22 protein-coding genes are annotated in these 24,785 nt (G+C 63.9%); 8 read left to right on the top strand and 14 right to left on the bottom strand.

Translation table 11 applies throughout. The features are described 5' to 3' along the window. Window positions 1-123: 123 nt before the first annotated feature. Window positions 124-1,227: a M35 family metalloendopeptidase gene (locus tag EJB06_RS17820; RefSeq protein ID WP_126075370.1), complete on the top strand. Its 1,104-nt coding sequence runs from the start codon at window positions 124-126 to the stop codon at window positions 1,225-1,227. A gap of 181 nt (window positions 1,228-1,408) precedes the next feature. On the opposite strand, the gene EJB06_RS17825 is transcribed toward EJB06_RS17820, so the two are convergent. The 6 genes from EJB06_RS17825 to flhF form a co-directional block, all read right to left on the bottom strand. Next, window positions 1,409-1,909 carry a hypothetical protein gene (locus EJB06_RS17825; RefSeq protein WP_126075371.1) on the bottom strand — a complete coding sequence of 167 codons (501 nt, stop codon included), beginning with the start codon at window positions 1,907-1,909 and terminating at the stop codon, window positions 1,409-1,411. Window positions 1,910-1,995: 86 nt separating this feature from the next. Beyond that, the gene (gene motD, locus EJB06_RS17830; protein WP_126075372.1) at window positions 1,996-2,754 is read right to left on the bottom strand and encodes a flagellar motor protein MotD; all 759 of its coding nucleotides are present in this window, start codon (window positions 2,752-2,754) and stop codon (window positions 1,996-1,998) included. Window positions 2,755-2,756: 2 nt separating this feature from the next. After that, a complete protein-coding gene (locus tag EJB06_RS17835; protein ID WP_126075373.1) occupies window positions 2,757-3,503 on the bottom strand; it encodes a flagellar motor protein in 747 nt (248 codons plus the stop codon). Beyond that, window positions 3,485-4,216 (bottom strand): RNA polymerase sigma factor FliA, encoded by a 732-nt coding sequence (locus EJB06_RS17840; protein WP_126075374.1) that lies wholly within the window; start codon window positions 4,214-4,216, stop codon window positions 3,485-3,487. The genes EJB06_RS17835 and EJB06_RS17840 overlap by 19 nt, the downstream gene beginning before the upstream one ends. Before the next feature lie 15 nt (window positions 4,217-4,231). Further along, the gene (locus EJB06_RS17845; RefSeq protein ID WP_126075577.1) at window positions 4,232-5,014 is read right to left on the bottom strand and encodes a MinD/ParA family ATP-binding protein; all 783 of its coding nucleotides are present in this window, start codon (window positions 5,012-5,014) and stop codon (window positions 4,232-4,234) included. Window positions 5,015-5,051: 37 nt separating this feature from the next. Continuing rightward, entirely contained in the window at window positions 5,052-6,377 is a 1,326-nt protein-coding gene (flhF, locus tag EJB06_RS17850) for a flagellar biosynthesis GTPase FlhF (RefSeq protein ID WP_126075375.1), read from the bottom strand. Between the two features lie 183 nt (window positions 6,378-6,560). Here flhF and EJB06_RS17855 point away from each other — a divergent pair, with 183 nt between their 5' ends. After that, window positions 6,561-6,857 (top strand): GIY-YIG nuclease family protein, encoded by a 297-nt coding sequence (locus tag EJB06_RS17855; protein WP_126075376.1) that lies wholly within the window; start codon window positions 6,561-6,563, stop codon window positions 6,855-6,857. A gap of 1,031 nt (window positions 6,858-7,888) precedes the next feature. On the opposite strand, the gene flhA is transcribed toward EJB06_RS17855, so the two are convergent. Then, window positions 7,889-9,973, bottom strand: coding sequence for a flagellar biosynthesis protein FlhA (flhA, locus tag EJB06_RS17860; RefSeq protein ID WP_126075377.1), 2,085 nt, complete (start codon window positions 9,971-9,973; stop codon window positions 7,889-7,891). After that, window positions 9,970-11,148, bottom strand: a complete 1,179-nt coding sequence (gene flhB, locus EJB06_RS17865; RefSeq protein ID WP_126075378.1) for a flagellar biosynthesis protein FlhB — start codon at window positions 11,146-11,148, stop codon at window positions 9,970-9,972. Before flhB ends, flhA begins: the two co-directional genes overlap by 4 nt. A gap of 172 nt (window positions 11,149-11,320) precedes the next feature. On the opposite strand from flhB, the gene EJB06_RS17870 reads away from it, so the two are divergent. Continuing rightward, a complete protein-coding gene (locus EJB06_RS17870) occupies window positions 11,321-11,809 on the top strand; it encodes a DUF6328 family protein (RefSeq protein WP_126075379.1) in 489 nt (162 codons plus the stop codon). On the opposite strand, the gene EJB06_RS17875 is transcribed toward EJB06_RS17870, so the two are convergent. Then, on the bottom strand, window positions 11,806-12,804 hold the full coding sequence (locus tag EJB06_RS17875) for a fumarylacetoacetate hydrolase family protein (RefSeq protein WP_126075380.1): 999 nt from the start codon (window positions 12,802-12,804) through the stop codon (window positions 11,806-11,808). The two genes, EJB06_RS17870 and EJB06_RS17875, sit on opposite strands and share 4 nt — an antisense overlap. 21 nt (window positions 12,805-12,825) lie before the next feature. Continuing rightward, a complete protein-coding gene (locus tag EJB06_RS17880) occupies window positions 12,826-13,542 on the bottom strand; it encodes a pseudouridine synthase (RefSeq protein ID WP_126075381.1) in 717 nt (238 codons plus the stop codon). Between the two features lie 247 nt (window positions 13,543-13,789). Here EJB06_RS17880 and EJB06_RS17885 point away from each other — a divergent pair, with 247 nt between their 5' ends. Beyond that, on the top strand, window positions 13,790-14,179 hold the full coding sequence (locus EJB06_RS17885; RefSeq protein WP_126075382.1) for a hypothetical protein: 390 nt from the start codon (window positions 13,790-13,792) through the stop codon (window positions 14,177-14,179). 404 nt (window positions 14,180-14,583) lie between these two features. On the opposite strand, the gene EJB06_RS17890 is transcribed toward EJB06_RS17885, so the two are convergent. From EJB06_RS17890 to EJB06_RS17905, 4 genes are all read right to left on the bottom strand, one after another. Further along, the gene (locus EJB06_RS17890; protein WP_126075383.1) at window positions 14,584-15,582 is read right to left on the bottom strand and encodes a S49 family peptidase; all 999 of its coding nucleotides are present in this window, start codon (window positions 15,580-15,582) and stop codon (window positions 14,584-14,586) included. Between the two features lie 44 nt (window positions 15,583-15,626). After that, window positions 15,627-16,001 (bottom strand): Rieske (2Fe-2S) protein, encoded by a 375-nt coding sequence (locus tag EJB06_RS17895; RefSeq protein WP_370660138.1) that lies wholly within the window; start codon window positions 15,999-16,001, stop codon window positions 15,627-15,629. Continuing rightward, the gene (locus tag EJB06_RS17900) at window positions 16,001-16,660 is read right to left on the bottom strand and encodes an HAD-IA family hydrolase (RefSeq protein ID WP_126075385.1); all 660 of its coding nucleotides are present in this window, start codon (window positions 16,658-16,660) and stop codon (window positions 16,001-16,003) included. The genes EJB06_RS17895 and EJB06_RS17900 overlap by 1 nt, the downstream gene beginning before the upstream one ends. Window positions 16,661-16,725: 65 nt before the next feature. After that, window positions 16,726-17,718 carry an RluA family pseudouridine synthase gene (locus EJB06_RS17905; protein WP_126075578.1) on the bottom strand — a complete coding sequence of 331 codons (993 nt, stop codon included), beginning with the start codon at window positions 17,716-17,718 and terminating at the stop codon, window positions 16,726-16,728. A 684-nt stretch (window positions 17,719-18,402) separates the two neighbouring features. Between EJB06_RS17905 and EJB06_RS17910 the strand changes: the two genes are divergently transcribed. The 4 genes from EJB06_RS17910 to mobA all read left to right on the top strand — a co-directional run bounded on the left by EJB06_RS17910 (window position 18,403) and on the right by mobA (window position 24,780). Next, the gene (locus tag EJB06_RS17910) at window positions 18,403-21,657 is read left to right on the top strand and encodes an Rne/Rng family ribonuclease (RefSeq protein ID WP_126075386.1); all 3,255 of its coding nucleotides are present in this window, start codon (window positions 18,403-18,405) and stop codon (window positions 21,655-21,657) included. Between the two features lie 74 nt (window positions 21,658-21,731). Then, on the top strand, window positions 21,732-23,066 hold the full coding sequence (gene chrA, locus EJB06_RS17915) for a chromate efflux transporter (protein WP_126075387.1): 1,335 nt from the start codon (window positions 21,732-21,734) through the stop codon (window positions 23,064-23,066). After that, window positions 23,059-24,168, top strand: coding sequence for a GTP 3',8-cyclase MoaA (moaA, locus tag EJB06_RS17920; protein ID WP_126075388.1), 1,110 nt, complete (start codon window positions 23,059-23,061; stop codon window positions 24,166-24,168). Before chrA ends, moaA begins: the two co-directional genes overlap by 8 nt. Beyond that, complete coding sequence (mobA, locus tag EJB06_RS17925) at window positions 24,169-24,780, top strand: molybdenum cofactor guanylyltransferase MobA (protein WP_126075389.1); 612 nt, start codon at window positions 24,169-24,171, stop codon at window positions 24,778-24,780. Window positions 24,781-24,785: the final 5 nt, after the last annotated feature.

The raw sequence follows: 24,785 nt of genomic DNA on the forward strand, positions 1-24,785 counted from the left end.
CCCAAATGACACAATTACCGATGATTATGACTGTGCTGTGCCTTTGGACCGTGTAAGGATGGGTTGTTGAGGCCGCCTTTGGCCCGGCACTCAGAACAAGCACATTCACTCACGGAGAACTGTATGAACTGGAATCACTTGGTAAAAGCAAGCGTCGGTATCGTTGCAGCAGCAGCCTGCCTGGCAGCCCAGGCGGGGTCGAACGGGGTGACTGTCAGCCTGAGTCCCGAAAAATCCTCCCTCGGCAAAGAAGACGACGTGGTGGTGCGCGTGACCATCACCAACACCTCGTCCAAGCCGCAATACGTGCTGAAATGGCACACCCCGTTTGCCGGCGTCGAAGACCATCTGTTCGACGTCACGCGCGACGGCGTCGACGTGCCTTACCAGGGCCGCCACTACAAGCGCCCCGCCCCGACCGCCAAGGATTACTACCTGCTCAAGCCGGGCGCGTCGCACACCGCCAAGGTCGAACTGTCGTCGATGTACGACATGAGCGTGACCGGCGACTATGCGATCCGCTACCACGCCGCCTCCTTCAACCTGTTCAACTCGACGTCGGACGACGACAACAGCCTGACCGCGCGCCAGGGCGAGCGCGAGATCGGCGAGATCGCCTCGGCGCCGGTATCGCTGTGGATCGACGGCCGCCTGGAGCGCGGCACGGTGGTGGCCGATCCGGCTGAACTGGCGTCGCGCCAGCAACTGGCGGGGCCGGCCGGCATCTCGTTTGCCAGCTGCAGCTCGTCGCAGCAGACCTCGATCAACTCGGCCTTGTCGGCAGCCAAGACCATGGCCAACGGCAGCGTCAGCTACCTGAACAGCGGCCTGCAGGGCACGCGCTACAAGAAATGGTTCGGCGCGTACACCTCGGGACGCTACGCGACCGTCAAATCGCACTTTACCAACATCAAGAACGCGCTCGATACCAAGCCGATCGTGGTCGATTGCAGCTGCAAGGAATCGTACTACGCCTATGTGTACCCGACCCAGCCGTACAAGATCTACGTCTGCAACGCTTTCTGGTCGGCGCCAACCTCCGGCACGGATTCGAAAGGCGGCACCCTGGTGCACGAGCTGAGCCACTTCAACGTGGTGGCGGCAACGGATGACTGGGCGTACGGCCAGTCGGCCGCCGCCAGCCTGGCGACCAGCAATCCGACCAAGGCCGTGGACAACGCCGATTCGCACGAATATTTCAGCGAAAACACCCCTGCGCTGCCGTAAGCGGGCGGGGAATGAAAAACAGCCTGGCCGCGCGAGCGGTCGGGCTGTTTTTTTATCGCTTCCAGGAACGCCGTCGCCCCCGCGCACGCGGGGGACCAAGTTGCGTGTTCAGCCATCGGCCGCGGTTCGAACCTGGGCCCCCGCCTGCGCGGGGGCGACGGTCTTGAGGCCGTGCGGCATGTTATTCGTCCGCCGGCTGCGCCACCTGCGTATGCGTGAACACCGTCGAGGCCGGTTTCATCGCTACCGGATGATCGAGCTGCTGCAAGTCCGTCACATAACTTCCCGTATGACTAAGCCGGTAGCGCTGCTTGCCCGGCTGGAAATCGTAGGACGCCGTGATATCGATCGTATTGCGGTGCACGCCGTTCGGCTCGACCTTCAGGAAGTCATCCGGCCCCGGCGGCGCGCGCTTGACCATCGGGCCGATGTAATCGACCGGCGCCGCGCTGCCGGCCACGCTGATGTCGAACTCGGGTCCGAACAGTTGCGTGCCCGCGTAAGTCACCTTCCACAGGTAGATCGGCTGCCTGGTCTTGTTGCTCACCGTCAGGGTCACCAGCACCTTGCCGCCGCGCGAGGCCACCGATACCTTTTCGCTCACGCCGCTCATCGGCCTGTCCTTCGCATAGGCCAGTCCCAGCGCCATGAGCATCAACACGCCCGCCACTGATCGTTTCATCGCCACGCTCCTTGTCTTGTCGGTTCCGGCCTGCGCCGTACTCAGGCATTGTGCACCGTTTCCGCCATCCGGCCAGCCCGTTTGAATCAACGGGTGGGGATCTCGGTCGTGGTATCGGGCAGGGCCGACAGGATCGTCACCGCCACGCGCCGGTTGCGCGCCTTGCCTTCGGGCGTGTCGTTGGAGGCGACCGGAATATTCGCGCCGTGCCCCACCGCCGTCAGGCGCCCGGGCGCCACGCCGGCCTCGATGAACAGGCGCACCACGCTGCTCGCGCGCACCGCCGACAATTCCCAGTTCGACGGAAACAGCGCATTCCGGATCGGGGTCGGATCGGTGTGGCCTTCCACCTGCACCGCGTGCGGATCGTCCTTGAGCAGCACCGCCAGCGCGCGCAGGGCCTGGTCCGATTCGGGCGTGAGGGTGGCGTCGCCCGGATCGAACAGCACGCTGGCATTGATCTCCACGCTCACCCCGCGGCTGTTCTGGGTCACCCGCACCTTGCCTTCGCGCACCAGCGGCGCCAGGGTCGAGGTCAGCTTTTGCGCCAGCTGGGTCAGGCGCTCCTTCTCGCGCAGCATGGCTTCGGCGCGCCGCTTGATCAGCGGGTCGGGCAGCACGATCAGCTGCGGCACATTGCTGCTGGCGACACTGGCCGTCTTTTTGTCCTTGCCGCCGAAGGCGTCGCCCAGCGAGACCGAAAACACCTTGTATTTTCCCTCGTTGACGACCGAGATGGCGTACATGACCACAAAAAAAGCGAACAGCAAGGTGATGAAATCGGCGTACGAAATGAGCCAGCGTTCGTGATTTTCGGGCTCGGCCTCGTACTTTTTGCGCGCCATGGTCAGGGCCGCGAGAGCAGGCTGGCGACGCGCTCTTCGATCACGCGCGAATGGTCGCCGCTGGCGATGTCGTGAAACACATCGGTGAGGATTTCGTACTGGGTCACCCGTTCGGCGACGATGGTCTTGAGCTTGTTGGCGATCGGGTAGAAGAACATATTCGCCAGCCCGACCCCGTACACGGTCGAGACGAAGGCGACCGCGATGCCGCTGCCCAGCTTGGCCGGGTCGCTCAGGTTTTCCATCACGTGGATCAGGCCCAGCACGGCGCCCAGGATGCCGATGGTGGGCGAGTAGCCGGCCGCCGCTTCCCAGATCTTGACGGCCTGGCGCTCGCCGAATTCGTAGGCCGTCACTTCCAGTTCGAGCAGGCTGCGCAGCTTGTCGGGGGCGATGCCGTCGACCACCAGGCGCAAGCCCTTCTGGACGAATTTATCCTTGTTCACGGCCATGTATTTTTCCAGCGACAGCAGGCCGTCGCGGCGCGCGTGCAAGCCCCACACGGCGATCTCGCGCGCCAGCGCGGCGCGCTGGCTGGGCGGCGGCGAAAACACCCAGCGCAGCATGCGCACGCCGCGCAGGAAGGTCGGCGCTTCGCTTTGCAGCAGCACCGCGCCGGCGGTGCCGATGACGACGATGGCGAACGCCGCCGGCTGCACCAGCGAGGACAGCTTGCCGCCTTCCAGCGCCTGCCCGACCAGGATGCCGGCCAGCGCCAGGATGATTCCCGCTACGCTGGCCCGGTCCACGCCTGCTCCTTCAAGGACGCCCGCAGGCGCGCGACCGCCTGGGTGTGCAATTGCGACACGCGCGATTCCGATACCCCCATGACGGCCCCGATTTCTTTCAGGTTCAGTTCTTCTTCGTAGTACAGGCCCATGAGGATCTTCTCGCGCGGCGGCAAGTTGTCGATGGCGTCGATCACGGCCTGGCGGAAATCGCCGTCGAGCAGGCTGCGCAGCGGATCGGCATCGTCCACCGCATAGCGGTCGAGGAAGCTGTCGTTGCCTCCCTCGTTGTCGTGAAAATCTTCGTAGTACACCAGCTGGTGGCCGCCGCCGTCGGTGAGCATGTCCTGGTAGTCGGCCAATGACAGCTTGAGGCTCTTGGCCACTTCCGATTCGGTGGGCGGATGGCCGAGTTTTTGCTGCAGGGTGCTCATCGCCGTTTCGATCTTGCGCATGTTCTGGCGCATCGAGCGCGGCAGCCAGTCGCTGCTGCGCAGCTCGTCGAGCATGGCGCCGCGGATGCGCAGCACGGCATAGGTTTCGAATTGGGCGCCATGGGTTTCCTCATAGCGGCTGATGGCGTCCAGCAAGCCGATCATGCCGGCCTGGACCAGGTCGTCGACTTCCACGCTGGGCGGCAATTTGGCCTTCATGTGGTGGGCCAGCCGCTTCACCAACGGCATGTGTTCCGTCAGTAAATGGTTCTTGTCCGCTTTCCCTTTGACGGTGTACATAGTTATCAGTATGTTTTAAGAACCAAAATGGGAATTCCCCCCTGTGCGCCCGAGCTGCGGCATGGCCGACAGGGCAAAGCGCCCCGCCAGTTGGCGAAATGCAACCGAGGCTCCCGCCAGCGGGAACGCATCGACCACGGCCCGGCCCAAGCGCGCGGCCCGGTGCAGGTATTCGTCCGCCGGGACCGAGCCCATCGACGTGAGCTGTACGGCAAGGTAACGACTTGCCGCAGATGACATATTATCGTATACCACCTTGGCTTCGGCTTCGGATGCGCCCGTGACCAGGATTCCGAACGGGCGGCGGCCCAATTGTTGCGAAAGTCGCTTGATGAGGGCGTAGGCGGCCGTGATCGAGGCGGCGCTGGTGGAGACCTGGACCACGATTTCGGCGCTGTCCATGACCGGCACCGGGAAGGTATCGTCGTCGCCGAATTCGCCGTCGACGATGACGATGCCGGTCTGCTTGACCAGCACGTCGAAGGTATTGGCCAGGCGCCGCGCTTCGTCCGGACCGCCGCGCGCGCGCGCCATGCTGACCACGCCGAAGCCCTGCGGCACCTGGTGGATGATCTGGTTCAGGGCGCACTGCTGGCGCGCCACCTGCAGCAGGCTGGCGCGGTCGGCCACGCCGAGGCGCTGGGCCACGCCGTATTCGCGGTCGCAGGCGTCGACGATGAGCACATCGTTGCCGGCGCGCGCCAGCGAGGCGCCCAGGTTGACCAGCATGGCGCCCTTGTCGTCCTGCGGGGTGGCCGAGAGAAAGGTGACGATGCGCGGCTTGGAGCCGGCCAGCATCCGGCGCAGGCCTTCGGCCTGGTCGAAATCGAAGTGCTTAGCCAAGGGACACCTCGCGCAGGCTGCTGTCGTTGCGCGCGGTGCTGGTGTTAGCCATCAGCAGCGGCAGTTCGGCATCCGAAAACTGGGCGGCGGCATCGCGCTTGAGGCGGAAGGCGCGGTCGACCAGCATGTTGCGGTCGGCCAGGTGCAGGTCTTCCGGCACGCGCTGGCCGTTCGAGACATAGAACAGGTTCAGTTTCTGGCGGATCACGACGTCGAGCACATTGCCGATCGAGGCCGCTTCGTCGAGCTTGGTCATGATGCAGCCGGCCAGGCCGCTGCCCTGGTAGGCGCGCACCACTTCGTTGAGGGTTTCGTTGGTCGAGGTCGAGTTCAGGCACAGCAGGCGCTTGACGTCGGCGCCGGTCTCGGACAGCATCGCCACCTGTTCGGCCACGTTCTGGTCGCGCTGGGAGACGCCGACGGTATCGATCAGCACAGTGTGCTTGTTGCGCAATTCTTTCAGGGCGATGCGCAGGTCGGCTTCATCCTTGACCGAGTGCACCATCACGCCGAGGATCTTGCCGTAGATACGCAATTGTTCGTGGCCGCCGATACGATAGGCGTCGGTGGTGATCAGGGCCAGTTTTTCCGGGCCGTGGCGCATCACGCAGCGCGCGGCCAGCTTGGCGGTGCTGGTGGTCTTGCCCACGCCGGTGGGGCCGACCAGGGCGAACACGCCGCCCTTTTCCAGGATTTCATCTTCGTTCGAGATGCTGGTCAGGTTGCGTGCGAGGACGGTCTTGATCCAGCGCAGGCTGTCGGCGGCATCCTTGCCGGCCGGGAGTTTTTCGATCAGGTAGCGCGACAGGCTGGGCGAGAAACCGGCGGCCAGCATCTCGCGCAGCACGCCGGCCTTTTGCGGTTCGCGCTGCTGGGTGGTGCCCCAGGCGATTTCGGCCAGCTGGCTTTCCATCAAGCCACGCATGGCGCGGATTTCACTCATCATGCCCGACATTTCGGCGGCGGCGCTGTCCTTGGCCTGGGCCATGGCCTGCATCATCATCGAAGACATTTGCGAGGCCATCATCGACATGTCGAACGATTCGGGCTGGACCGCGTAGGCCGGGGCTGGCGCCGGGGCGGCGCGGCGGTTGGTGTAGGTCTCGGGCGGGATCGACAGCGATGGGCGCGGCTGGGCCATCTCGGACTCGGGGGCGGGCGAGGAGATGGAAGCGACGTCATCGCTGGCGAGGGCGAGGATTTCGACCACGCCGTCGACCGGACGGTTGGACAAGATGACGGCGTCGGGCCCGAGCGCTTCGCGTACTTTACGCAGAGCGTCACGTGATGTTGCAGCCGTAAATTTTTTGACATTCATCGCCAACTCCTGGGTTCCTGCTGGGTGCGCTCACATGAGGCACTGACAGGATCCATTATTGACGATGCAGCTTGGAAATGATCTGGGGAGAAGGATGGGAAAAGGGCTTCATTTCCGTGGTGAGGTGGAGCACGTTTGATCGGGGCGGGGTGGGCGGCAGTTTTCCGGGGCCACTATCTTGAGATGAATAAGTACAGCTATGTCTATATGCTTGCCAGCGATCCTTACGGCACTCTCTATGTTGGCGTCACGTCCGACCTGGTCAGGCGTGTGTGGGAACACCGTACCGCCGTGATGGAGGGATTTACCAAACGTCATGCTGTGACCAGACTGGTCTGGTATGAGATGCACGCCGATATCATGGAAGCGATCAAACGCGAGAAACAGATCAAGAAGTGGCGGCGGAACTGGAAGGTGAATCTGGTGCAGGCCGAAAATCCGGGGTGGCGGGATTTGTATCTGGACTTCACTGCGGACTGAAGAGCCGACCAGTGGTTTGCAGCTCTGGAGTTGGCGCCGTCGTTCGATTGATGCCACTGCATTTAGCGCCGTCGTTCCCGCGCAGGCGGGAACCCAAGTTCGCGCTGTAGCCGACCTCTGAGCAAGAAACTTGGGTTCCCGCCTGCGCGGGAACGACGGGGTAGTTGAGACGCGAACCCGGCGGGGTAGTTGAGACGCGAACCCGACGGGGTAGTTGAGATGCGAACCCGACGGAGTAGTTGAGATGCGAACCCGACGGGGTAGTTGAGATGCGAACCCGACGGGGTAGTTGAGATGCGAACCCGACGGGGTAGTTGAGATGCGAACCCGACGGGGTAGTTGAGATGCGAACCCGACGGGGTAGTTGAGATGCGAACCCGACGGGGTAGTTGAGATGCGAACCCGACGGGGTAGTTGAGATGCGAACCCGACGGGGTAGTTGAGATGCGAACCCGACGGGGTAGTTGAGATGCGAACCCGACGGGGTAGTTGAGATGCGAACCCGACGGGGTAGTTGAGATGCGAACCCGACGGGGTAGTTGAGATGCGAACCCGACGGGGTAGTTGAGATGCGAACCCGACGGGGTAGTTGAGATGCGAACCCGACGGGGTAGTTGAGATGCGAACCCGACGGGGTAGTTGAGATGCGAACCCGACGGGGTAGTTGAGATGCGAACCCGACGGGGTAGTTGAGATGCGAACCCGACGGGGTAGTTGAGATGCGAACCCGGCGGGGTAGTTGAGACGCGAACCCGACGGGGTAGTTGAGATGCGAACCCGACGGGGTAGTTGAGATGCGAACCCGGCGGGGTAGTTGAGATGCGAACCCGACGGGGTAGTTGAGATGCGAACCCGGCGGGGTAGTTGAGACGCGAACCCGACGGGGTAGTTGAGACGCGAACCCGGCGGGGTAGTTGAGACGCGAACCCGACGCGGTGGTTGAGGCGCGAACCCGGCGGAGTAGTTAAAACGCAACCCCGGCGGGGTAGTTGAGACGCGAACCCGGCGGGGTAAGAGCCACCATCACTTTCTTACTGCGCCCCAACCAGACTGGTCACATGAATCGTCTTGGTCTCCGGAATCTCATTGTGCGACAGCACCTTCAACTGCGGCAACGCACGGCGCAGGAATTTCGACAGCAAGGCGCGCAACGGACCCGGCACCAGCAACACCGGCGTCAAACCCATCTGCTCCTGCTGCGCCGCGGCCGCACCAGCCTGCTGCGCAATCGTATCGGCCAGGCCAGGCTCGATCCCGGCGCCGTCGCCACCGGCGCCCATGGCCTGCATCAAGAGCCGCTCCAGGCGGTTATCCAGGGTCATCACCGACAATTCATTGGTACCAGGGAACAGCTGCTGCACGATCGCCCGCCCCAGCGCAATCCGCACCACCGCCGTCAGGTCGGCCGGATCCTGGGTCTGCGGCGCATACTCGGCCAGGGTCTCGATCACGGTCCGCATATCGCGGATGTGCACGCCTTCGATCAGCAGATTCTGCAGCACTTTCTGCAAGGTCGACAGCGACACCAGCTTCGGCACCAGGTCTTCCACCAGCTTCGGCGCTTCCTTGGCCAGATGGTCGAGCAAGGCTTGCACTTCTGCACGGCCGAGCAATTCCGACGCATGCGTGGTGATCAGATGGTTCAGGTGCGTCGCCACCACAGTGCCGGCGTCGACCACCGTATAGCCCATGCTCTGCGCTTCGTCGCGCAGGCCGGCGTCGATCCATACCGCCGGCAGGCCGAACGCCGGATCGGTGGTCACCAGGCCGGCCAGGCTGCCGCTCGCCATGCCCGGATTGATCGCCAGGAACTGCCCGTTCATCGACTCGCCGCTGCCCACTTCCACGCCCTTGAGCGTGATGCGGTAGGCCGACGGCTTCAGTTCCAGGTTGTCGCGGATGTGCACCGGCGGCGCCAGGAAACCGACTTCCTGCGCGAATTTCTTGCGGATGCCTTTGATGCGCTTGAGCAGCTCGCCGCCCTGGGTCTTGTCGACCAGCGGAATCAAACGGTAGCCGACTTCCAGCCCCAGGGTATCGACCGGCATGATGTCTTGCCAGCTGGCTTCTTCCTGCTCGGCCGGCGCGGCCGGTGGCGGCACCTCGACTTCTTCCGGCGGCGGCGCCTTGGCTTTCTTGTTGATCAGGTAGGCACTACCCGCCAGCGAACCGGCCAGCATCAGGAACACCAGGTTCGGCATGCCAGGAATCAAGCCCATGCCGCCGATGATCGCGGCGGTGATGTACAGCACTTCCGGCTTGGCGAACAACTGGCGCATCAGCTGGGTGCCGATGTCCTGGTCGCTGGCCACGCGCGAAACCACGATACCGGCCGCGGTCGAGATGATCAGGGAAGGAATCTGCGCCACCAGGCCGTCGCCGATGGCCAGCAGGGTGTAGGTCTTGGCCGCTTCGCCGAAGGCCATGTCGTGCTGCAGGACACCGACCAGCAGGCCGCCGATCACGTTGATGACGGTCACCATGATGCCGGCCACGGCATCGCCGCGCACGTATTTCGAGGCACCGTCCATGGCGCCGTAGAATTCGGCTTCCTGGGCCACTTCGGTACGGCGGCGGCGCGCTTCGTCTTCGGCGATCAGGCCGGCGTTGAGGTCGGCGTCGATCGCCATCTGCTTGCCCGGCATCGCGTCCAGGGCGAAACGCGCGCCCACTTCGGCGATCCGGCCTGCACCCTTGGTGACGACGGTAAAGTTAATGATGGTCAGGATGATGAACACGACGATACCGACCGTGTAGTTGCCACCGATCAGGAAGTGGCCGAAGGCTTCGATCACCTTGCCGGCCGCGGCGCCGCCGGTGTGGCCTTCGGTCAGCACGATACGGGTCGAGGCCACGTTCAGCGACAGGCGCAGCATGGTCGATACCAGCAGGATGGTCGGGAAGGCCATGAAGTCGAGCGGCTTGACCGTGTACAGGCTGGTCAGCAGCACGATCACCGACAGGGCGATGTTGAAACTGAAGAACACGTCCAGCACGAAGGCCGGCAGCGGCAGGATCATCATCATCAGCAGCATGATGATGATGGCCGGCGCGGCCAGGGCGTTGCCGCCGCCTTTCATTCCACTCAACCAGGCAGGCATGTTCAAGCGGTTCATGGTGTGGCTCCGTTCTTCGGTTCAGGTTTGGTGTGCGATGTCGGGTTATGCGGGTCGAGCTCGGGTGGTACGCGCAGTCGGGTCGGCCGGTCGGGGTAGGTGCCGCCCTCCTTCCTGTAGGCGCGCAGCTGGAACACATAGGCCAGCACTTCGGCCACCGCCGAGTACAGCGCTTCGGGAATCTCGTCGCCGATCTCGGTATGCTTGTGCAGGGCGCGGGCCAGCGCCGGCGCTTCCAGCATGGCCACATTGTTTTCCTTGGCCAGTTCGCGAATCCTGGCCGCCACCTCGTCGGCCCCCTTGGCCACCACGCGCGGCGCGCCGCGCTGGCCGTCGGCGTACTTCAGCGCCACCGCGTAGTGGGTCGGGTTGGTCACGACCACGTCGGCGGTCGGGACGTCGGCCATCATGCGGCGCTGCGACATCTCGCGCTGCATCTGGCGGATCTTGCCCTTGATCTGAGGATTGCCGTCCGACTCTTTCGACTCCTGGATCATTTCCTGGCGCGTCATCTTGAGCTTGTTCGCGTAGTGCCAGATCTGGTACGGACCGTCGATCGCGGCCACCAGCCCCAGGCCGCCGACGATGTACAGGAACGCCGAGCCGATCAGGTCGATCATGTGGGCGCTGCCGCTCTTCAGCGGCTCGACGGCGAGGCCGATGACGGCGTCCTTCTGGCTCATCACGACCATCCAGGCGATGGTGCCGACCACGATGGTCTTGGCAATCGCCTTGAGCAGTTCGACCAGCGCGTTGGTCGAGACCATATTGGTCAGGCCGCGCACCGGATTGAGTTTGTTGAAATTTGGCATGAACGACTTGCTGCTGAACAGCCAGCCGCCGATCAGCAGGGGCGAGGCCAGCGCCACCACCATCACGGCCAGGGCCAGCGGCAGGCAGGCGATCATGACCTGGGCGATATCGCTGGCCACGCGCAGGATCATGGCGTTCGGATTGAAGATCTGCTCGCGGTCCATGGCCATGCCCGAGACCATGGTCGCGTTGAGCTGGCGCACGATGCCGGCGCCGAAGAACCACAGGGTGCAGCCGGCCGTCATCAGGACCGTGAACGTCGCCACTTCACGCGATCGGGGCACGTCGCCTTCTTCGCGCGCCTGCTCCAATCGCTTGGGTGACGCTGCTTCTGTCTTTTCTGCGTCGCTACTGTCTGACATGCCAGGCTCCCGTTAACAGATACCATTATTCGCGATATTGCTCTGGAGCTATCCGTCGAGCAAGGCGGCAAACAGGGCTCAATTCGGGGCGCAATCCGGATGGTGGCAGGCGAACGGGGGTTTGAAGCGGGCTCTCGTATAATCGAAAATTATCAACTTCTACACGAATGCCATGAATTCGCTGGTCCCACCCGATCCCCAGGAAGCGCTGGTCGACGCCGACCTCAAGGAGGATGGCGACTTTTCCGATATGCTCAGCGAGCAGCGCATCCTGCTGCCGGGCGCGCAGATGCTCACCGCCTTCCTGATCATCCTGCCCTTCAATGGCGGCTTCAAGCAGATCGTGCAGACCGAGAAACTGGTGTTCCTGGCGACCTTCGTGCTGGCCTTGATGAGTTTGGTGCTCTTGAGCGCGCCGGCGATCCAGCATCGCCTGATGCGCCCGCTCAACGACCGGGCGCGCTTCAAGCGGGTGGCGACGCGCCAGATCGTGGCCGGGGCCTTCACGCTGGCCATCGCGCTGATCCTGGCGACCAATCTGGTCATTTCCGAAGTGTTCGGGAGCACGGTCGGGCTCGCGATGGCGGGCACGGTGGCCGTCTTCGTCTTATGCGTATGGTGGCTGTTGCCAGCCTATTTGAAGCGGATGCAGGGGTATTAGCGGATTTTTCTCGCTTCGGCCTGCTTTACGGCCTGGTCGATGGCACCGAACACCGACTTGCCCGCCGCGTCGAGCATCTCGATCCTGATGGTGTCGCCAAACAGCATGAACGGTGTGCTGGCGACGCCATCTTCAATCATCTCCAGGGCACGTTTCTCGGCGATGCAGGAATAGCCGCGCTTGGCATCCTTGTTCGACACCGTACCGGAACCGAGGATGGTCCCGGCGCGCGCATGACGGGTTTTGCATAAATGTGCAAGCAGTTGCGCGAAGTTGAACACCATATCGACGCCGGCATGGGGCTGGCCGACCAGCTTTCCGTTCCATGTCGAGCGCAGCGGCAGATGCACCTTGGCATCCTGCCAGGCGTCGCCCAGCTCGTCCGGCGTAACCGCCACCGGCGAAAACGCCGAGGCCGGCTTGGACTGCAAAAACCCGAAGCCCTTGGCCAGCTCGGCCGGAATCAAATTACGCAGCGACACATCGTTGACCAGCACCAGCAGCCGGATCTGGTCGAACGCCTGGTGCGGCGTGCTGCCCATCGGAATGTCGCCGGTGATCACCGCGACCTCGGCCTCGAAATCGATGCCCCACTCTTCATGCGCCAGCACGATGTCGTCGGTCGGACCGAGAAAATCGTCGCTGCCGCCCTGGTACATGAGCGGATCTTCCCAGAACGAGGCAGGCATCTCGGCATGGCGCGCCTTGCGCACCAGCTCGACGTGATTCACATACGCTGAGCCGTCCACCCACTGGAAGGCGCGCGGCAGCGGCGCCATGCAGCTGGCGGGATCGAAATCGAAGCTGCGCGTGGTCCGGCCGGTATTGAGCAGCAAGTACAGATCGTGCAACTGCGGCGCGATGAAGGCCCAGTCGTCCAGCGCGGCCTGCATGGTCGGCGCGATGCCGTCGGCGACGTGCGCGGTTTTCAGGTCGCGCGCGACCACCACCAGCTGGCCGTCGCGGCTGCCGTCCTTGAGTGTGGCTAATTTCATCAGTTCACCAAACGCCTGCCATCAAGCCGGCACCAGCAAGTCGCGCTGCGCCTGGTCCAGGTAGCACCACTCGCCTTCGGCCAGGCCGAGCGACGCCAGGGTCAGCTGGCCGATGGCGGAACGGTGCAGTGCGCTGCAATGGTTGCCGGCGGCGGCCAGCATGCGTTTGACCTGGTGATACTTGCCTTGTTCCAGCACGATTTCGAGCTGGTGCTCGCCGCGCTGCACACAGCTGAGCGCCGCCAGTGGCGCCGGCTCGTCATGCAGTTTGACGCCGGACAGGAGTTGTTCAATCAGTTCCGGCGTGACGGGGTCCTGGGTGGTGGCCTGATATATCTTGGGAATGTGCCGTTTGGGCGAGGACTGGGTGTGGATGAACGGACCGTCGTCCGACATCAGTAACATGCCGGTGGTATCGTGATCGAGCCGCCCGACCGGTTGCACGTCGCGCCAGGTGAACTGTTCCGGCAGCAAGGTCAGCACGCCCGGGTGGTGGCTCGGCTTGCGCGAACACTCGACATTGACCGGTTTATGCAGCGCGATATACACATGTTCGCGGTAAACCCACTCTTCGTCGAAGATCGTCATGACCAGGCCATCGGTGTCGATGGCGGTCTTGTAGTCGGTGTGAGGGGCGCCGTTGATGACGATTTCGCCATCTTCAATCAGGTTGCGGCAATATTTGCGTGTGCCGAAGCCCTGCGATTGCAGGATGCGGTCCAAGGATAATTTACTCATGGGCGAGACTGTACCAGATGCGCCCCCTGGCGAATAGGAATCGGCCTACTCGCTTGTAGGAAAAAAGTGGAACCGCTGCGAATTACGGAAGAGCCATTACGCATCTTTGACTTAGATCAAGAGTGACAGGAGTCCGGTTGTTACACTGAAACTTCAGTAGGAATCGGCCTAACGCCACCTGCCGATGCTTACGGCACCATTAGGATAACTGAACAGTACCAACATGATGAGGACCAGGATGCGCACCATGACAACCGCTGCGACGCAATTGGACAACGCCGACTTCCTGGAATCGGCCGCCGACAATCTTCCCGACAATCCGCTGGCGCAGTCGGCGCTGGAAACCACGCGCGACGCGATCGCGCGCTGGACCGGCGGCATCCACCTGCCGCGCATGCTGGTGCCGGGCATGGTGCGCGTGTCGCCGCAGGCGCGCTGGTACGCGCAGGCCAATCATGGCTTCCAGGAGTGGCTGAACCAGGGCGGCTTCCAGGGCGCCGACGGCGATGTTGCCGCCGATACCGGTGCGCGGGCCGATTGCACGGGCCAGCGCGTGCTCGATGTCGTCTCGCCGCAACAGATGGCGGACCGGCTGCGCGCCGTGGATGCCGAAAACAGCGATTTTTGCGTGGATTGAATCCCGCCGCCGTCCGGTTCTGCAATACCGGCCCATTCCCGCGATGACGCCGATGCCGTCGATTCTGCCAGCGGCAGGAACGACGGTTTTCGGCTGCCGGGAAGTGCACGACGGCGCCATGCGCGTGCGTCCATGGACAATGAATAAAAGAGGAAGAATAAACAGGCTGGATGGAAAACGACGGCTTTTACACCGCCGTTTCCATGTCCCCATGCGAGGACTTCATGCGAGGAATTGTAATTCTCTCTATGCCGCATCATGATGCGGTTAGTAGTTCATTTCAAACAATATGCTGCCAACACACGCTTTACTTTTTATATCGGCCTCCCTTGGAAAGAACTACAGGTCTAATATAGAACACCTGTCCGAACTTTCAAGGAAAATATGCGACTCCGGTTCCGATCTCAGCGCAAAGCCGGCCGCGCCGCCGGTCCCAGGGTCTTGACCATTCCCGCCCCGACCGACGCGCCGAATTTTTTCAGCACGCGCTCAGGCAAACCTTCATGCGCCGTGTAATCGACAATATCTTCGGCCTTGACCACGTCGCGCGCCGTGGTCTCGACCGTGCCGAAGCCGTCGGCCAGGCCCATCTCCACCGCCCGCGCACCGCTCCAGAACAGGCCGGAGAAGGTTTCCGGCGTTTCTTTCAGGCGCTTGCCGCGGCCGGTGCGCACCACGGCGATGAATTGCTGGTGAATTTCGTTGAGCATGGCCTGGGCGTGCGCCTTGTGCTTGTCCGATTGCGGGCTGAAAGGATCGAGAAAACCCTTGTTTTCGCCGGCCGTGAGCAAACGCCGCTCGACCCCGAGTTTTTCCATGGTGCCGGTAAAACCGAAACCGTCCATCAGCACGCCGACCGAACCGACGATACTCGCCTTGTTAACAAAGATCTTGTCCGCCGCCGCCGCGATGTAATAGCCGCCCGAGGCGCAGATTTCATCGACCACCACATACACCGGCTTGCCCGGATATGCCTGTTTCAGGCGCAGGATCTCGTCGACGATATTGCCCGCCTGGACCGGACTGCCGCCCGGGCTGTTAATGCGCAGGACCACCGCCACCGAGCCGGCATCGGCAAACGCCTTGTTCAGGGATGGAATCACCACGTCGGCCGATCCGCTGCCTTCGGCTTCGATACTGCCGTCGATTTCGATCAGGGCGGTATGGCGTCCCAGCGTTTCCATATCCGAACCGGTGAAATCGAAATCGAAAAACGCCCACAGCGCGAAAAACGCCAGTCCGAGGAACGTCAGCTTGAAGAAAATCCCCCAGCGGCGCGTGGCGCGCTGTTCGCGCACCGTGGCGAAGACCAGCTTTTCCAGGGTCTCGCGCTCCCAGTTGCCCGTGGTCGGGACCGCCGCCAGCGTGCTGTTCGTGGAATCGCCGAAAGTGTTGTCGCTCATAAATCGCTTTACATAAATGGTTTGCGCTGCGTGCTGCTATCGGCTCAGGCTGCCGGCGGTTTGATGAACTCGTCCGGCTGCCAGTAAATCTGCCCGTCCGCCTCGGTCACGCCGATCGGACGCAGGCGCCCGCCCTTGCAGGGCCCGCCCGCGCAAAAGCCGCTCTCGGGCACGTAGATGGCGCCGTGGGTCGAGCACATCAGGTACAAGCCGCTGGATTCGAAGAACTCGCCTTCGGCCCAGTCCAGCTCGATCGGGACGTGGGCGCAGCGGTTCAGGTAGGCATACACCACGCCCTTGTGGCGCACCACAAAGCCGGTGGCCTTGTCGCCGAAGGCGCTCACGCCGAAACGCACGCCGCGCCCGCCTTCGAGCACCTGTTCCGACGCGCACACCAATACACCGCCCTGGTCCGCCATCATGCGTTCTCGCTCAGCCAGGTGCGCAGCTGGGCCACCGATTCCGCCGAATAGATCGGCTTGCAGGCGCTCAGCTGCTCGTGCGGATGGGCGCCGTATTGCACGGCAATCCCGGCCGCGCCGGCATTATTTGCCATCAGCAAATCGTGCGTGGTATCGCCGATCATCACCGTGCGCTTGAGATCCTGGCCCAGTTCGCGCGTCAGTTCCTGCAGCATGGCAGGGTGCGGCTTGGAAAATGTCTCATCGGCGCAACGGGTGGCGTCGAACAGCGACAGCAGCCCGACCGCATTGAGCGAGCGGTTCAGGCCCACGCGGCTTTTGCCGGTAGCCACCGCCAAAAAGTATGCTTCCTGCGAAAGTTCGGTCAACATCTCGCGAACGCCGTCGAACAGCACCAGTTCGTGGTCTTTCGACAGAAAGTGAAAGCGGTAACGCTCGACCATGCGGGGATAGTACGCGGGATCGATATTCGGCATCACGGCCTGCATCGCTTCGTGCAAGCCCAGGCCGATCACGTGCGAGGCGGCATCGTCGCGCGGAATCGGCAAGCCGAGGTCCTTGGCCGCGCCCTGGATGCACTTCACGATGGTGGACGTGCTGTCCATCAAGGTGCCGTCCCAGTCGAAAACGATCAGATCAAATTGCTTACGTGCCATGTATTGCGGCCGCTTGTGGCGGCCGGCTCCTTCCAGGATTGATCAACGCGGTCCGTCTCGTGAGACTAGCGCGGTGCTGAGTTCAGCGGTTTCCCCAAGCTTACCAAGAAACGTTCGCATTCTGCTGGCAACGGTGCATTTATCGTCACCTCCTTGCCGGTTTCCGGATGGGTAAACGTAATTTGATGCGCGTGCAGGAACATCCGCTTGAGCGCGCCACGCTTGGCGTCGGCTTTGAGTAACACGCGGTTTAACGCAAAATCGCCGTATTTGTCATCGCCAAGGATGGGAAAGCCCGACGAAGCCAGATGAACGCGAATCTGGTGGGTACGTCCGGTTTTCAGCTCGGCTTCGAGCAGGGCGAATTGATCGAATTTGCGCAGCAGGCTGAACACGGTATGCGATTCCATGCCGCCAGCCTGCACGCAGACGCGCCGTTCGCCGTCGGCCGTGGTGAACTTGTGCAGCGGCAGCTTGATGTGCTGGCGCGCGTTTTTCCAGTCGCCGGCCACCATGGTCAGGTAGCGCTTGTCGGTCAGGCCGTCGCGCATCTGCTCGTGCAGATTGGTCAGGGCCGAGCGCTTCTTGGCCAGCAACAGCAAGCCCGAGGTTTCGCGGTCGAGGCGGTGCACCAGTTCCAGGAACTTGGCGTCCGGCCGGGCCGCGCGCAACTGCTCGATCACGCCGTAGGACACGCCCGAACCGCCGTGCACCGCCGTGCCGCAGGGCTTGTCGATGATGAGCAGGTGGGCGTCTTCGAACAGGATCGGGAACTCGACGCCCGGTACCGCCGCAGTGGACTTTTCGGCCACCCGCACCGGCGGAATGCGCACCACGTCGCCGCTTTCGAGCCGGTACAGCTGGTCGATACGGCCCTTGTTGACGCGCACTTCGCCCGAACGCAGGATGCGGTAAATATGGCTCTTGGGAACGCCCTTACAGACCCGCAACAAGTAGTTGTCGATCCGCTGTCCGGCTTCTTCTTCGGTGATTGTGACAAATTGGGCTTGAACGGGGGCCTGTGATGAAGGGGGAACAACATCGTTTTGCATCTTCATTTGCTCTGTCTTCCCAGAAATTCTCTCTAAGTCCTTCATTTTGAATATATAATCGACAGGCGGCGGTCAAACCTCTGCTGGTGTAAGAATTAAAACGATATTTTACACAGGGGCGTCTCCATCGGCCCCGCCAAATTGCAAATTCGATGGAAAAAATGTGTACGCACATCCCGGCGCGAATCAAGGTTGCACCGTTGTTGTAATCGGATAACGCGCAAGGCTGCGGAATGGATTGTTTGGAATTGTAAGGATAAGTACTGGCAAGCTGTCCCCCGGGGCCAGCTCGCCGGATGATGGCGTCGATAACGCTTGTCGTTTTCGCCCGACCCGATGTAAGCCTCATCCTGAAGGCTTGAGAATAAGGGCTGGTGTTTAAGCCCGGTATCGAAGTCTTAGTATGTTCGCTGGCGACGGTCTGGCTCACTGATTTCGCTCAGCCTGGCTTTGTCTGTACCCCGCATAATCCGGGGCTGCTGCAGCCTAGTTGCAGGTGATGCGTCACTCGGCATGTCGATCGACCCCACCGCGCCCTGTTGCGGCCGTAGCGCTTTGCGTTGCTGCGCCGTACGAAAAGGCATACCCACCCTCCACTTCCCTTCCCGCGTACATCCCTGTACTTTTCGCCGCCCTGCGCCCAGCGCAGCGCGGCACTGGAACGGCCCCCGGGTCGCGGAGTCAATAAAAATGAAACGCATGTTGTTTAACGCTACGCAGCAGGAAGAACTGCGCGTAGCGATTGTCGACGGTCAGAAACTGATCGACATCGATATCGAGACCGCAGGTCGCGAACAGCGCAAGTCGAATATCTACAAGGGCGTGATTACCCGGATCGAACCCTCGCTCGAAGCCTGCTTCGTCAGCTACGGCGAAGACCGCCACGGTTTCCTCCCATTCAAGGAAGTCGCCCGCACCTATTTCCGCGAAGGCGTCGACGTCCGTACCGCTTCGGTCAAGGAAGCGTTGCGCGAAGGCCAGGAAATCATGGTCCAGGTCGAGAAGGAAGAACGCGGTAACAAGGGCGCCGCCCTGACCTCCTTCGTTTCCCTGGCCGGCCGTTACCTGGTCCTGATGCCGAATAACCCGCGCGGCGGCGGCGTCTCGCGCCGGGTCGAAGGCGAAGAGCGCCAGGAACTGCGCGAAACGATGGACAAGCTGGACTTGCCACAAGGCATGTCGGTGATTGCCCGCACCGCCGGCATCGGCCGCAATGTCGAAGAACTGCAGTGGGACCTGAATTACCTGATGCAACTCTGGCGCGCGATCGAAGGCGCCGGCAAGTCGGCCAGCGGCGCCTTCCTGATCTACCAGGAATCGTCGCTCGTGATCCGCGCGATCCGCGACTACTTCCAGCCCGATATCGGCGAGATCCTGATCGATACCGACGATATCTACGAACAAGCGCACCAGTTCATGCGCCACGTGATGCCCGACATGATCCACCGGGTCAAGCGCTACAGCGACGATGTGCCGCTGTTCTCGCGCTTCCAGATCGAACACCAGATCGAAACCGCGTACTCGCGCACCGTGCCCCTGCCGTCCGGCGGCGCCATCGTCATCGACCACACCGAGGCCCTGGTGTCGGTCGACGTCAACTCGGCCCGCGCCACCCGCGGTTCCGACATCGAAACCACCGCCTTCAATACCAACTGCGAAGCCGCCGAAGAAGTCGCGCGCCAGCTGCGCCTGCGCGACCTTGGCGGCCTGATCGTCATCGACTTCATCGACATGGAAGTGGCGAAGAACCAGCGCGAAGTCGAAACCCGCCTCAAGGATGCCCTGCACCACGACCGTGCGCGCGTTCAGATGGGCAAGATTTCCCGTTTCGGCCTGATGGAACTGTCGCGCCAGCGCCTGCGTCCGTCGCTGTCGGAAGGCTCGCACGTGACCTGCCCGCGCTGCTCCGGCACCGGCCACATCCGCGATACCGAATCGTCCGCCCTGCAGGTGCTGCGCATCATCCAGGAAGAAGCGATGAAGGAAAACTCGGCCACCATCCACGTGCAGGTGCCCGTGGACGTTGCCGCTTTCCTGCTGAACGAAAAGCGCGGCGAAGTGCTCAAGATCGAGAACCGCCACCGCATCAGCGTGATCCTGATCCCGAACAAGCACCTGGACACGCCGCACTACAAGCTCGAGCGCATCAAGCACGACGATCCGCGCCTCGAGGACAGCCAGGCCAGCTACAACCTGGCCGAAGAAGCCGAAACCGACATGGCCTACAGCAAGCGCCAGAAGGAAGAAGTCAAGCCGCGCCAGGAAGCCGTCGTCAAGACCATCACCCCGGACCAGCCTGCCCCGATGGTGGACCGCTCCGAAGTGCTCAAGCCGGTTGCTCCGCCAGTCCAGGCGCCGGTGCTGACCGCGCCCGTGGAAGAAGGTTTCCTGGCCAAGATCATGGGCTTCTTCTTCAAGAAGGAAGCACCGGTCGTGGTCGCGCCAGCCCCCGTGGCCCCGCCCAAGCCGGCCGCCGCGCCCGCCGCCCGCGAAGACCGCAACAACCGTGGCCCGCGTGCCCGCACCCGTGGCGGCAAGCCGGACGGCCGTCCCGAGCGCGAGCCGGGCAAGACTGCCGCACTGGAAGAAGCCGGCAAGCCGGGCGACGCCGACAAGGCCGCCCGTCCGCCGCGTCCTCCACGTCCGCCGCGCGAGCCGCGTGAACCGCAGGTCGAGGCCGCCGGCGCACCGGTCGCACCGCGCGCCGAACGTGGCGAACGTGCCGAGCGCCCTGAGCGTGGCGAGCGTCCGGAACGTGGCGAGCGCACCCCGCGCCCACCGCGCGAGCGCGCCGACTACCGCACCCCGGTCGCCGAAGCGAAAACCGATGAGCTGGCCGTGTCGCCCGTCGTGGCCGCCGCAGCTGCAGTGAATGTTGCCGCACCACAAGGCGACGAAGAAGCGCTCGTGCCGAAAATGATCACCACGATCGGCCCGAACGGGGAAGAAATCGAAGTCGAAGCCGGTGGCGACGAGCCGCGCCGCCGTCGTCGTCGTGGCGGCCGCAACCGCAATCGCCGCGACCGCGACCAGGCCGAGGGCATGGAAGGCGAAGACGGCGACGTTGTCAACGAAGCCAGCTTCACCGTCGAACCGGCGCCAGCGGACGCACCAGCGCCAGTGTCGTTCGACAAGGCCGCAGCGCCTGTGGCTGCCGTCGCCACGGCGGCGGTCGCCGAGGCCGCTGCGCCGGTGGAAGCCGTCGCCGCACCCGAGCCGGTGTCGGAATACGTCGTCACGCCAGCGCCGGTGGAAGCCGCCGCACCAGCCCCGGTGGAAGCCGCCCCGGTGGAAGCAGCGCCGGTGGAAGCCGCGCCGGTGGAAGCCGCCCCGGTGGAAGCCGCCCCGGTGGACGCCGCAGCGGCCCCTGCCGAGCCAGCACCGGTCGCCGAGGTTGTTGCCGAAGCGCCCGTCGCAGCAGCAGCGGCAGCAGCAGTTGCGCCTGAGCCGGAAGTTGCCCCGGTACGTGAAGAAATCGTACCGGCAACCATGTTCACCCCGGCCGATCCGGTCGCTGAAGCTACCCCGGCACCCGAAGCAATCGTGCCGCCAACGATCTTCACCCCGGCCGAACCGGTCGCCGAGGAAGTTACCGCCGAAGCTGTTGCAGCCGAGCCAGCCCCTGCGCCTGCGGCTGCGCCAGCACCCGAGCCTGTGGCAGTGGCGCAAGCCGCACCGGCGCCGGTAGCGCCACCTGCGCCGCCTGCGCCAGTTGCTCCAGCGCCAGTTGCTGCGGCACCGGTCGCAGCAGCACCGGTCGCCGACCTGGCCGAGATCCTCGGTTCGGCCGGCCTGACCCTGGCGGCCACCGATCCTGAAAAGCTGCGCGCAGCCCAGGAAGCGGCCGCCAAGGCAGCCCCTCCGGTACGCGTGCCACGCGAGCGCAAGCCGCTGCCGCCGCAAGTCGACGAGCCGCTGATCCAGGTGGACACCAGCCGCCAGTAATCACGCGGTCACATAAAAAAGGGAAGCTTCGGCTTCCCTTTTTTACGCCGCCACGCCACGTAGCGACACCCACGATGCCTCTTCCCGCCGACACCCGCCCCGCCCCCGTCCCCTTGCGCGTTGCCTTCTGGTACTGGCTCAAGCTGGGCTTCATCAGCTTCGGCGGCCCGGCCGGCCAGATCGCGCTGATGCATACCGAACTGGTCGAGCGGCGCCGCTGGATCTCCGAGCAGCGCTTCCTGCACGCGCTCAACTACTGCATGCTGCTGCCCGGCCCCGAAGCGACCCAGCTCGCCATCTACATCGGCTGGCTGATGCACAAGACGCGCGGCGGCATCGTCGCCGGCCTGCTGTTCTTCCTGCCCTCGCTGCTGATCCTGATCGTGCTGTCGTGGATTTACATGGCCTACGGCACCCTGCCCGTGGTCGCCGGGATTTTGTACGGCATCAAGCCGGCGGTGGTGGCGATCGTGCTGGCGGCGGCCTGGCGCATCGGTTCGCGCACCCTGAAAAACCGCACCCTGCTGGCGATCGCCGTTGCCGCCTTCCTGGCCATCGCGCTGGCCGAGGTGCCGTTCCCGCTGATCGTGCTGGCGGCGGCCGCCATCGGCATGCTCGGCGCTCGCCTGCTGCCGTCGCACTTCCAGGTCGGCGGCCAGCACCCGGGCAGCCGCGCCTCCTACGGCATGGCCCTGATCGACGACGACACCCCCACGCCCGCCCACGCGCGCTTTACCTGGCCGCGCCTGGCCCGGGTGGCCGTGGGCGGCCTGGCGCTGGGCGCCGGCGTCTGGCTGCTGCTGGCATGGCGCTACGGCGCGCAGGGCGCACTGGCGCAGATGGGCTGGTTCTTCACCAAGGCCGCGCTCATGACGTTCGGCGGCGCCTACGCCGTGCTGCCCTATGTGTACCAGGGCGGCGTGGAGCACTACCAGTGGCTCAGCGCGCCCCAGATGATCGACGGCCTGGCGCTGGGCGAAACCACGCCCGGCCCGCTGATCATGGTGGTCGCCTTCGTCGGCTTCGTGGGGGCCTGGAGCCACGCCATTTTCGGTCCGGGCAGCGTGCTGCTGGCCGGCGTGGCGGGCGCCTGCGTGGCCACCTTCTTCACCTTCCTGCCCTCGTTCATGTTCATCCTGGCCGGCGGCCCGCTGGTGGAAGCGACGCGCGACAATGTGCGCATGACGGCGCCGCTGACCGCCATTTCGGCGGCGGTGGTGGGCGTCATCGTCAGCCTGGCCCTGTTCTTCGGCCAGCATGTCTTCGTCCAGGATGGACGGCCCGACATCGCGGCCATCGCCATCAGCGCGGCCGCCTGCGTGGCCCTGTTCCGCTTCCAGGCCGGGACCATCAAACTGCTCGCCGCCTGTGCCGTGGCGGGGCTCGTGCTATCGTATCGGCATGGCTGAAAAAACTATCATGCTCAGCGACGGCCGCGCGCCGCCGCCGGCAATTCCCGCGCGGCTCGATGCGCCCACCGGCCTGCTGGCCGACGCGCTCGGGCGGCCCCTGCACGACCTGCGCATCTCCGTCACCGACCGCTGCAATTTCCGCTGCGTCTATTGCATGCCGAAGGAAGTCTTCGACAAGGACTACGCCTACCTGCCGCATGCCTCGCTGCTGTCGTTCGAAGAAATCACCCGCGTCGCCAGCCTGTTCGTCGCCCACGGCGTCGAAAAGCTGCGCCTGACCGGAGGCGAACCGCTGCTGCGCAAGAACCTCGAACGGCTGGTCGGCATGCTCAGCGCCCTGCGCACCCCGGGCGGGAAGGCACTCGACATCACCCTCACCACCAACGGCTCGCTGCTGGCGAAAAAAGCGCAGTCCCTGAAAGACGCGGGACTGAACCGGGTCACGGTGTCGCTCGACGCGCTCGACGACGCCACCTTCAAGCGCATGAACGATGTCGATTTCGCGGTGGCCGACGTGCTGGCCGGGATCGACGCCGCCCACGCCGCGGGCCTGGGGCCGATCAAGGTCAACATGGTGGTCAAGGCCGGCATGAACGACCAGGAAATCGTGCCCATGGCGCGCCACTTCAAGGGCAGCCCCTACATCCTGCGCTTCATCGAATACATGGACGTCGGCGCCTCCAACGGCTGGAACCTGGCCGAAGTGATCCCCTCGGCCGAGGTGGCGCGCCGCATCTCGGCCGAGATGCCGCTGCTGCCGCTGCAGGCGAACTACAACGGCGAGACCGCCGCGCGCTGGCGCTATGCCGACGGCGGCGGCGAGATCGGCCTCATTTCCAGCGTCACCCAAGCCTTCTGCAAGGATTGCTCGCGCGCGCGCCTGTCGACCGAGGGCAAGCTGTTCACCTGCCTGTTCGCCACCCGGGGCCACGACCTGCGCGCGCTGCTGCGCGACGGCCGCAGCGACGCCGAAATCTCGGCCGCCATCGGCGCCCTGTGGCAGGTGCGCGCCGACCGCTATTCCGAAACCCGGACCATGAACACCAGCGGCAAAGAGCGGCCGGAGAAACGGGTCGAAATGTCCTACATCGGCGGTTAAATGACAGCACTTGACGATATCACCGGCCTGGTCCTGGCCGGCGGACGCGGCACCCGCATGGGCCACGTCGACAAAGGCCTGCAGCCCTTCCGCGGCGCCGCCATGGTGCAGCATGTGATGCAGCGACTGGCGCCGCAAGTGGGCGCGCTGGCCATCAACGCCAACCGCAACCTGGACCTCTACGCCGGCTTCGGCGTGCCGGTCTGGCCCGACCGGCTGACCGGTTTCGAAGGCCCGCTGGCCGGACTGGCCACCGGCATGGCCCGCTGCGCCACGCCGCTGCTGGCCACCGCGCCGTGCGACTCGCCCTTTTTGCCGCCCGACCTGGTGGCGCGCCTGCACCAGGCCCTGAGCAGCGAGGGCGCCGACCTGGCGCTGGCCGAAACCGAGGAACCCGGCCCCGGCGGCACCCTCCGCGTCCAGCCGCAGCCCGTGTTCGCCCTCGTGCGCACGGCCGCCCTGCCGCAGCTGGAAGCCTATCTGGCCGGCGGCGGACGGCGCATGGATGGCTGGTACGCCGGCATCACGGTGGCGCGCGTGCGCTTCGGGCACGCCGACGATTTCCGCAACATCAACACGCTGGACGAACTGCGCCAGTGCGAACCAGAATAATCCAC

This window comes from Massilia atriviolacea (assembly GCF_003953935.1).
Classification (GTDB): domain Bacteria; phylum Pseudomonadota; class Gammaproteobacteria; order Burkholderiales; family Burkholderiaceae_D; genus Telluria_A; species Telluria_A atriviolacea.

What these genes read in the sequence shown, in the direction of transcription:
- EJB06_RS17820 (WP_126075370.1), top strand. Translation starts at nt 124, where the DNA reads ATGAACTGGAATCACTTGGTAAAAGCAAGCGTCGGTATCGTTGCAGCA.
- EJB06_RS17825 (WP_126075371.1), bottom strand. Translation starts at nt 1,909, where the DNA reads ATGAAACGATCAGTGGCGGGCGTGTTGATGCTCATGGCGCTGGGACTG.
- motD (WP_126075372.1), bottom strand. Translation starts at nt 2,754, where the DNA reads ATGGCGCGCAAAAAGTACGAGGCCGAGCCCGAAAATCACGAACGCTGG.
- EJB06_RS17840 (WP_126075374.1), bottom strand. Translation starts at nt 4,216, where the DNA reads ATGTACACCGTCAAAGGGAAAGCGGACAAGAACCATTTACTGACGGAA.
- EJB06_RS17845 (WP_126075577.1), bottom strand. Translation starts at nt 5,014, where the DNA reads ATGCTGGCCGGCTCCAAGCCGCGCATCGTCACCTTTCTCTCGGCCACC.
- flhF (WP_126075375.1), bottom strand. Translation starts at nt 6,377, where the DNA reads ATGAATGTCAAAAAATTTACGGCTGCAACATCACGTGACGCTCTGCGT.
- EJB06_RS17855 (WP_126075376.1), top strand. Translation starts at nt 6,561, where the DNA reads ATGAATAAGTACAGCTATGTCTATATGCTTGCCAGCGATCCTTACGGC.
- flhA (WP_126075377.1), bottom strand. Translation starts at nt 9,973, where the DNA reads ATGAACCGCTTGAACATGCCTGCCTGGTTGAGTGGAATGAAAGGCGGC.
- flhB (WP_126075378.1), bottom strand. Translation starts at nt 11,148, where the DNA reads ATGTCAGACAGTAGCGACGCAGAAAAGACAGAAGCAGCGTCACCCAAG.
- EJB06_RS17870 (WP_126075379.1), top strand. Translation starts at nt 11,321, where the DNA reads ATGAATTCGCTGGTCCCACCCGATCCCCAGGAAGCGCTGGTCGACGCC.
- EJB06_RS17875 (WP_126075380.1), bottom strand. Translation starts at nt 12,804, where the DNA reads ATGAAATTAGCCACACTCAAGGACGGCAGCCGCGACGGCCAGCTGGTG.
- EJB06_RS17880 (WP_126075381.1), bottom strand. Translation starts at nt 13,542, where the DNA reads ATGAGTAAATTATCCTTGGACCGCATCCTGCAATCGCAGGGCTTCGGC.
- EJB06_RS17885 (WP_126075382.1), top strand. Translation starts at nt 13,790, where the DNA reads ATGACAACCGCTGCGACGCAATTGGACAACGCCGACTTCCTGGAATCG.
- EJB06_RS17890 (WP_126075383.1), bottom strand. Translation starts at nt 15,582, where the DNA reads ATGAGCGACAACACTTTCGGCGATTCCACGAACAGCACGCTGGCGGCG.
- EJB06_RS17895 (WP_370660138.1), bottom strand. Translation starts at nt 16,001, where the DNA reads ATGGCGGACCAGGGCGGTGTATTGGTGTGCGCGTCGGAACAGGTGCTC.
- EJB06_RS17900 (WP_126075385.1), bottom strand. Translation starts at nt 16,660, where the DNA reads ATGGCACGTAAGCAATTTGATCTGATCGTTTTCGACTGGGACGGCACC.
- EJB06_RS17905 (WP_126075578.1), bottom strand. Translation starts at nt 17,718, where the DNA reads ATGAAGATGCAAAACGATGTTGTTCCCCCTTCATCACAGGCCCCCGTT.
- EJB06_RS17910 (WP_126075386.1), top strand. Translation starts at nt 18,403, where the DNA reads ATGAAACGCATGTTGTTTAACGCTACGCAGCAGGAAGAACTGCGCGTA.
- chrA (WP_126075387.1), top strand. Translation starts at nt 21,732, where the DNA reads ATGCCTCTTCCCGCCGACACCCGCCCCGCCCCCGTCCCCTTGCGCGTT.
- moaA (WP_126075388.1), top strand. Translation starts at nt 23,059, where the DNA reads ATGGCTGAAAAAACTATCATGCTCAGCGACGGCCGCGCGCCGCCGCCG.
- mobA (WP_126075389.1), top strand. Translation starts at nt 24,169, where the DNA reads ATGACAGCACTTGACGATATCACCGGCCTGGTCCTGGCCGGCGGACGC.